Raw genomic sequence first — 1,129 nt, 5'->3', positions numbered from 1 at the left:
CACCGGCTCGCCGAGGGCGTCCCACGCGGTCATCGCGGCACCCCGCGCGCCCGCGCCCTCCTCCTGCGGCAGGTGCAACGGCCTGCCGAGCACGTCGGCGAAGATCTGACTCCACCGCGCCGACCGCGCACCCCCGCCGCAGGCGGAGACCTCCCCGGTCAGGCCCGCGGCCTCCAGGTTGTGCCGGGCGGCGTAGGCCAGCGCCTCGCACATGGCCCGCACCAGGTCGGCCCGCGTGGTCTCCAGCGAGAGCCCGGTGAACTGGCCCCGGGCGTACGGGTCCACGAACGGGGCACGTTCCCCCGAGGTGGACAGGAAGGACAACGCGCCGACGCCCCCGGCTCCGGGTTCGGTCCCGTCGAGCATGGTGTCGAGCTCATCGGTACCGGCGCCGACCATGCCCAGCACCCAGTCGAGATTGGCGGTACCCACCATCGCGGGCATCACCCGCAGGTGGTGCTCCGGCAGCGGGGTCGCCAGCCACATCCCCGCGGTCTCGCCCCCCGCGCCGATCTCGACCTCGTCGCGCAGCACCTGACAACCCAGCGTCGTGCCGATCACCAGCGAGCCCTCGCCGACCTCGCGGACGCCGGAGCCGATCGCGCAGGCGGGCAGGTCGAACGGTCCGGCCGACACCGGCAGACCCGACGGCAGGCCCAGCATCCGCGCGTTGTCGGCGGTCAACGCGAACAGCGTCTTCGGCGGGGCCGGTTCGGCCAGCAGCCCGGCGTAGGCGTCGAGCCCGCAGACACGCAGGGCCTCGGCCGAGTAGGTGCGGGTGCGGGGGTCGAGGAACGGCAGCGAGGCATCCGAGACGTCCACGGTGATCTCGCCGGTGAGCCGGTGCACGATCGTGTCCACGCAGTACCCGGCGACCGTGGCCCGCTCCAGCCGTTCGGGCTCGTGTTCGGCCAGATGCGCCAGCAACGGCCCCGCCGACCCGGGGAACAGGCCCGCACCGGTGAGTTCGTGGAGCCTGCGCTCGACGCCCGACCCGCGCCAGCGGTCGAGCACCCCGGTGGCGCGGGCGTCCAGCCAGGAGATCGCGGGCCCGACCGGTTCGCCGTCGGCGTCGCGCAACCACAGCCCGTCGCCCTGCCCGGTGAGGGCCAACGCCTCGACCGTTTCG

At 74.4% G+C, this 1,129-nt stretch carries 1 protein-coding gene; it reads right to left on the bottom strand.

Annotated elements, in window-relative coordinates; all coding sequences use genetic code 11:
- The coding region (locus tag SACPADRAFT_RS25815; protein WP_007027704.1) for an FGGY-family carbohydrate kinase at nt 1-1,129 on the bottom strand (1,129 nt) is incomplete at both ends.

It is taken from the genome of Saccharomonospora iraqiensis subsp. paurometabolica YIM 90007 (assembly GCF_000231035.2).
GTDB lineage: Bacteria > Actinomycetota > Actinomycetes > Mycobacteriales > Pseudonocardiaceae > Saccharomonospora > Saccharomonospora paurometabolica.
This window is presented reverse-complemented; position numbering and strand designations above follow the sequence as displayed.